At 73.4% G+C, this 6467-nt stretch carries 9 protein-coding genes; 7 read left to right on the top strand and 2 right to left on the bottom strand.

Features of this window, described 5'->3' with window-relative positions:
- The 7 genes from sufC to VF825_RS04280 form a co-directional block, all read left to right on the top strand.
- The coding region (gene sufC, locus VF825_RS04250; protein ID WP_331110480.1) for a Fe-S cluster assembly ATPase SufC at positions 1-747 on the top strand (747 nt) is incomplete at its 5' end.
- Positions 748-758: 11 nt separating this feature from the next.
- Entirely contained in the window at positions 759-2072 is a 1314-nt protein-coding gene (locus VF825_RS04255) for a cysteine desulfurase (protein ID WP_331110482.1), read from the top strand.
- A complete protein-coding gene (sufU, locus tag VF825_RS04260) occupies positions 2072-2572 on the top strand; it encodes a Fe-S cluster assembly sulfur transfer protein SufU (RefSeq protein WP_331110484.1) in 501 nt (166 codons plus the stop codon). The genes VF825_RS04255 and sufU overlap by 1 nt, the downstream gene beginning before the upstream one ends.
- Positions 2569-2901: a metal-sulfur cluster assembly factor gene (locus VF825_RS04265; protein ID WP_331110486.1), complete on the top strand. Its 333-nt coding sequence runs from the start codon at positions 2569-2571 to the stop codon at positions 2899-2901. The genes sufU and VF825_RS04265 overlap by 4 nt, the downstream gene beginning before the upstream one ends.
- Positions 2898-3542, top strand: coding sequence for an acVLRF1 family peptidyl-tRNA hydrolase (locus VF825_RS04270; RefSeq protein ID WP_331110488.1), 645 nt, complete (start codon positions 2898-2900; stop codon positions 3540-3542). The genes VF825_RS04265 and VF825_RS04270 overlap by 4 nt, the downstream gene beginning before the upstream one ends.
- An 18-nt stretch (positions 3543-3560) precedes the next feature.
- The gene (locus VF825_RS04275) at positions 3561-4133 is read left to right on the top strand and encodes a TIGR03086 family metal-binding protein (RefSeq protein ID WP_331110490.1); all 573 of its coding nucleotides are present in this window, start codon (positions 3561-3563) and stop codon (positions 4131-4133) included.
- Positions 4134-4260: 127 nt separating this feature from the next.
- Positions 4261-5313 (top strand): S66 peptidase family protein, encoded by a 1053-nt coding sequence (locus VF825_RS04280; RefSeq protein ID WP_331110492.1) that lies wholly within the window; start codon positions 4261-4263, stop codon positions 5311-5313.
- Between the two features lie 47 nt (positions 5314-5360).
- Here VF825_RS04280 and VF825_RS04285 read toward each other — a convergent pair whose 3' ends face one another.
- Both VF825_RS04285 and VF825_RS04290 read right to left on the bottom strand, forming a co-directional pair.
- Positions 5361-5615, bottom strand: coding sequence for a hypothetical protein (locus VF825_RS04285; protein WP_331110494.1), 255 nt, complete (start codon positions 5613-5615; stop codon positions 5361-5363).
- A gap of 104 nt (positions 5616-5719) precedes the next feature.
- Positions 5720-6467, bottom strand: a 748-nt coding sequence (locus VF825_RS04290) for an MFS transporter (protein ID WP_331110496.1), incomplete at its 5' end; no start/stop codon positions are given.

The following is a 6467-nucleotide window of genomic DNA, read 5'->3' on the forward strand; positions in this document are numbered from 1 at the left end:
GAGATCAAGGACCTGCAGGTCACGGTCGACACCGAGAACGGCGTCAAGGAGATCCTCCGCGGCGTCACGCTGACCGTGAAGTCGGGCGAGACGCACGCGATCATGGGTCCCAACGGCTCGGGCAAGTCGACGCTGGCCTACTCCATCGCCGGCCACCCGAAGTACACCGTCACCGGCGGCACGGTGACCCTCGACGGTGAGGACGTCCTCGCCATGAGCGTCGACGAGCGCGCCCGCGCCGGCATGTTCCTCGCCATGCAGTACCCCGTCGAGGTCCCCGGCGTGACCGTGTCCAACTTCCTGCGCACCGCCAAGACGGCGGTCGACGGCCAGGCCCCGGCGCTGCGCCACTGGGTCAAGGACGTCAAGAACGCGATGTCCGACCTGCGCATGGACCCCGCGTTCGCCGAGCGCAACGTCAACGAGGGCTTCTCCGGTGGTGAGAAGAAGCGCCACGAGATCCTGCAGATGGAGCTGCTCAAGCCCAAGTTCGCGATCCTCGACGAGACCGACTCCGGCCTCGACGTCGACGCCCTGAAGGTCGTCTCCGAGGGCGTCAACCGCGTCCGCTCCACCGGTGACGTGGGCGTCCTGCTGATCACGCACTACACGCGGATCCTGCGCTACATCAAGCCCGACTTCGTGCACGTCTTCGTCGACGGCAAGATCGTCGAGGAGGGTGGCCCCGAGCTGGCCGACCGCCTCGAGGACGAGGGCTACGACCGCTTCGTGGGCGTCAAGGCCTGAGGCTGACCACGATGACCGACGTCACCCCGGAGGGGTTCACCAGCGAGGAGCTCGCCGCGATCCGCGCCGACTTCCCGATCCTGTCGCGCCAGGTGCGGGACGGCCGGGCGCTGGTCTACCTGGACTCCGGGGCGACGTCGCACAAGCCGGCCGCCGTGCTCGACGCCGAGCGCTCGTTCTACGAGCAGCACAACTCGGCGGTGCACCGCGGCGCCCACCAGCTCGCCGAGGAGGCCACCGACGCCTTCGAGTCGGCCCGCGAGACGGTCGCCTCGTTCATCGGTGCCCGGCCGCAGGACGTGGTGTTCACCAAGAACGCCACCGAGGCGATCAACCTGGTGGCCTACGCGTTCAGCAACGCCGCGGCCCCCGGCGCCATGGACGGTGCCGACCCGGCCGTCGCGGCGCGGTTCGCCCTCGGTCCCGGCGACGAGATCGTGGTCACCGAGATGGAGCACCACGCCAACCTCGTGCCGTGGCAGGAGCTGGCCCGCCGCACCGGCGCCACGCTGCGCTGGCTCGGCGTCACCGACGAGGGCCGCCTCGACCTGGCCGACCTCGACACGGTGGTCACCGAGCGCACCAAGGTGCTGGCGTTCACCCACGTCTCCAACGTGCTCGGCACCATCAACCCGGTCTCCACGCTGGTCGAGCGTGCCCGGGCCGTCGGGGCGCTCACCGTGCTCGACGCGTGCCAGTCGGTGCCGCACCTGGCGGTGGACGTGGCCGACCTCGGCGTCGACTTCGTCGCGTTCAGCGGCCACAAGATGCTCGGCCCGATGGGCATCGGTGTGCTGTGGGGCCGCTCCGAGCTGCTCGAGGCGATGCCGCCGTTCATCACCGGCGGCTCGATGATCGAGGTGGTCCGGATGGAGGGCTCGACCTACGCCGCGCCGCCGCAGCGGTTCGAGGCAGGCGTGCCCATGGCCGCCCAGGCCGTCGGCCTGGCCGCCGCCTGCGACTACCTCACCAAGCTCGGTATGCACCGGGTGGCCGCGCACGAGCACGCCCTCACCGAGGCGCTGCTGGCCGGACTGGCGCAGCGCCCCTGGGTGCGCGTCCTCGGCCCGGCCGACGGCACCGACCGCTCCGGGGCCGTGGCCTTCGAGGTCGAGGGTGTGCACGCCCACGACGTCGGGCAGGTGCTCGACGACGCCGGGGTGGCCGTGCGGGTGGGGCACCACTGCGCGTGGCCGCTGCACCGCCGGTTCCGTGTGACCGCGTCCGCGCGGGCGAGCTTCGCGGCATACAACACCCTCGAGGAGGTCGACGCGCTGCTCGCAGCGCTCGACCGGGTGCCGGCCGTGTTCGGGCTGGAGGGCTGATGGACCTCTACCAGGAGATCATCCTCGAGCACTCCAAGCGCCCGCACCACGCCGGCCTGCGCGAGCCGTTCGGCGCGCAGGTGCACCACATCAACCCCACCTGTGGCGACGAGGTCACCCTGCGGGTCGACGTCGACGGTGAGGGCCCCGACGCCGTCGTGCGCGACGTGTCCTATGACGCGCTCGGGTGCTCCATCTCCACCGCGTCCACGTCGGTGCTCACCGACGAGGTCATCGGCCGGCCGGTCACCGAGGCGCTGCAGACGTTCGTCGCGATGCGCTCCATGCTGACCAGCAAGGGCACCGACCCCGGTGACGAGGAGGCCATCGGGGACGGCGTGGCCTTTGCCGGCGTCGCGAAATACCCTGCCCGTGTGAAGTGTGCGCTGCTGGGATGGACCGCGTTCACCGATGCATTGGCACAGGCAGGCATCGACATCTCGGCTACGGCGTCCCAGGCGCCGGGTCACACCACGAGCCCATCTAGGGAGCTGTCATGACTGACACGACCACCAGCACACCGGCCAACGTCGCCGACGTCGAGGAGGCGCTGCGCGATGTCGTGGACCCCGAGCTCGGCATCAACGTCGTCGACCTCGGCCTCATCTACGGCATCACGGTCGACGGCCAGAGCCACGCCGTCATCGACATGACGCTGACCAGCGCGGCGTGCCCGCTCACCGACGTGATCGAGGACCAGACCGCACAGGCGCTCGAGGGCCTGGTGGCCTCGCACCGGATCAACTGGGTGTGGATGCCGCCGTGGGGCCCGGACAAGATCACCGACGACGGCCGCGAGCAGCTGCGGGCGCTCGGCTTCAACGTGTGAGCAGCCCCGCGCCCGTCGATGCGCGCCGGATCGAGGTCGATCCGGCGCGCATCGCTCGTTGGGTGGCCGGGTTCGCCGAGCGGCACGGCGCACCGGCCTGGGACGTGGGCGAGGGGACGCTGACCCTGGCCGCCCCCGACGGGGCGCGGGCGGTGCTGGAGCCGTGGCTGCCCGCCGGCCCGTGTCCGGCCGGCGACGTCGAGGCCCTGACCGCGTGGGCCGAGCCCCCACGAGTGGTCGGGCTGGTCCTCGTGCGCCGCGGCGGGTATGCCGTGGGGCTGGCCGAGGGGGAGCAGTTCGTCGCGCACAAGGTCGGCACCCGCTACGTGCAGTCCCGCACCGCCGCCGGCGGCTGGTCGCAGCAGCGCTACGCCCGGCGCCGGGGCAACCAGGCCGACGCCTTGGCCACCGCCGTGGCCGACCACGCGCTGCGGCTGGTGCTGCCCGGTGACCCGGGAGCCCTGGTGGTCGGTGGCGACCGCGCCCTGGTGCGCGACGTCCTGGCCGACCCCCGGCTGGCCCCGCTGGCCGGCCTGCCGCGCCGGGAGCTGCCCGACCTGCCCGACCCCCGGCTGGCCGTCCTGGAGCAGGCCCTGCGCCGTGGGCGGGCCGTGCGGGTGCTCGTGTCCGACGGCGCCTGAGGGCGTGGCGTGGTAGCCATGGACATGGTCTCGAACCGCTCGCTCCTGCCCGTCGCGGCCGCCCGCTTCACCGCCGCCGTGCGCGCCGTGCCCCCGGACCGGTGGAACGACCCGACGCCCTGCTCGGAGTGGAGCGTGCGCGACGTCGTCAACCACATGACCGGCGAGCACCTGTGGGTCCCGCACCTGCTGGCCGGGCAGACCCTCGAGGACGTCGGCGACCGCTATGACGGCGACAACGTCGGCACCGACCCCGTCGCGGCGTGGGAGTCCGCCGTCACCGCCTCCCTGGCGGCCTGGCAGGCCCTGCCCTCCGACGAGGAGCCGGTCCACCTGTCCTTCGGGCGGGTGCCGGCCTCGCTCTACGCTTCGCAGATGCTGGTCGACCTGACCGTGCACTGCTGGGACGTCGCGCGCGGGGCCGGGCTGGACGAGACGCTGGTGCCCGAGGCGGTCTCGGCGGTGCTGGCCTTCCTCGAGCCGCAAGGGGCGGCGCTGGCCGAGAGCGGCTACTTCGCCGCCGCGGTCGACACCACCTCCGCCGACGCCCAGGACCGCGTGTTGGCCCTGTCCGGGCGCGACCCCTCCTAGGACACCGGCGCCGGCCCACGTCGCCTGGCGCAGGGTGGGCCTACGGCGAGGGGCTTCACCGACAGCGCCACGGCCACCTGCCACCGGACGGGGCCGGGACGGCCGGGGGCGTGCGAGGATCCGGGCCATGGTCCTGCGTCCGGTGCTGTCCCATACCCACCACGTCCACCCCGGCGACAAGGTCGCCGTCCTGTCCCCTTCCTGGGCCGGGCCCGCAGCGTTCCCGCACGTGCACGAGCTCGGGCTGCGGCGGCTGCGCGAGCACCTCGGCGTCGAGCCGGTGGAGTACCCCACGACGCGCCGGCTCGGGGCGACGCCACAGGAGCGGGCCGCCGACATCCACGCGGCGTTCGCCGACCCCGAGATCCGCGCCGTCATGGCCAGCATCGGCGGCAGCGACCAGCTGAAGGTGCTCAACCACCTCGACGCCGACCTCATCCGGGCCAACCCCAAGCCCTTCCTCGGCTACAGCGACAACACCAACCTGCTGATCTACCTGTGGAACCTGGGCATCGTCAGCTACCACGGCGGTTCGACGCTGGTGCATCTCGGACGCCCCGGCGCGATGCACCCGGTGACCCTGGAGTCCCTGCGCACCGCGTTGTTCGAGCGCAAGCCCGTCGACCTCGCCCCGTCTCCGGACTTCCAGGACGAGAACGGTCGCTGGGAGGAGCAGGACGAGGACACCGCGGAGCCGGCCATGCGCCCCGGCGCCGGCTGGCGCTGGCACGGGGACGCCCGGCGCGTGGTCGGCCCCTCCTGGGGCGGTTGCCTGGAGATCCTGGACATGCACCTGCGCTCGGGCCGGCACGTCCTGGACCCCGCGGCATACCGGGGGTGCGTCCTGCTCCTGGAGACCTCCGAGGAGATGCCGTCGGCGGAGTACGTCTACCGCGTGCTCATCGGGATGGGGGAGCGGGGGATGCTCGAGCAGTTCGCGGGTGTCCTGGTGGCTGCGCCCAAGGCCTGGTCGTTCGAGCGGCCGCTGGACCTGCCGGGGCGGGAGGCCTACACCCGTGACCAGGAGGCGGCGGTGCTGCGGGCGCTGGGGGAGTACCACCCCGGGGTGCCGACGGTGACCGGCGTGGAGTTCGGCCACACCGACCCTCAGCTCGTGCTGCCGTACGGCGGGGAGATCACCATCGACCCGGCGCAGCGCCGGCTGACGGCGGCCTACTGACCGCGGCCTACTGACGGTGGCCTGCTGACGACGGGCCTCCGGCCCGGTCAGACCGGGGGCTCGGGAATGCGGAGGCCGGGGTCGGTCTGGACCTCCACCGCGGCGACCGTGGCCGTCGGGGCGGCGTCGGCGACGTACCAGCGGGAGGCGATGAGCGTGGCGCCCTCGAGCTGGCCGCGGCGGGCTCGGCGGGCCAGGCTGCCGGGCGAGACCCCCTGGGCCTTGGCGTGCGCGGCCAGCGGCACGAGGGTGACGTCAGGCGGGGGCGGGGCGGGAGCCTGGGCAGGCGAGGAGGAGAACATGGGAGCACCGGACCTTCAGGTTGGACCTGGGGGCGGAGTTGCCGACAGGCCGGGCGAACCTTCGAACCGTACCCCGAACGGAGACCACGCAATCACGGCGCAGGTCAGCGCTCGGCGCGGACCGGCACGACGCAGGCGCCGAGCAGCGGCAGGGCGACGCAGACCGCGAACGCCGGGCCGTAGCCGCGGGCGCCGGCCAGGGCCCCGACCAGCGGCCCGGTGAGGAAGGCGGCGACGTTCTGGGCGGTGTTCTGTGTGCCCAGGGCCCGCCCGGACCACGCGGTCCCGGCCAGCTCCGCCGTCGCGGTGAAGCCCAGCCCGTTGTCGGTGACCGAGACGACCGACGCGGCGGCCAGGGCGGCCAGCACCAGCGGCGAGCCGGACTGGATCGCCACCGCCACCAGGGCCATCGTCAACGCGGACAGCAGCGCGACCTGACGCATCGGCCGCAGCCGGCTGCCGACCAGGTCGGACCAGCGGCCCACCGCCAGCCGGCCGAGGGCGCCGGCCAGTGCGACCACGGCCAGCACCCGCCCGGCATCGGCGGCGTCCCAGTGCTGCTGGGCCACGAGGTACTCCGCCGAGAACGTCGCCGTCGCGAACTGCGGCACCACCAGGAGCGCGCTCGCGAGGTGCACCCGGGCCAGGGCCCAGGACTGCCGGTAGGGCGAGCGGGGCCGGGCGTCCTCGCCCACAGGGGCGTCGGCCCGAGGCGGGTCGGCGGCCAGCACCAGCAGCAGGACCGCCACGGCCAGGCACAGCAGCCCGGGCACGGCCAAGGCGAGGGTGATCCCGCCGGCGCGCTCCAGCGGCGGGAGCAGCAGTGCGGCGACCGCGACCCCGAGCGGCTGC

The sequence above is a fragment of the Oryzihumus sp. genome (genome assembly GCF_036391795.1).
Taxonomy (GTDB): Bacteria; Actinomycetota; Actinomycetes; order Actinomycetales; family Dermatophilaceae; genus Oryzihumus.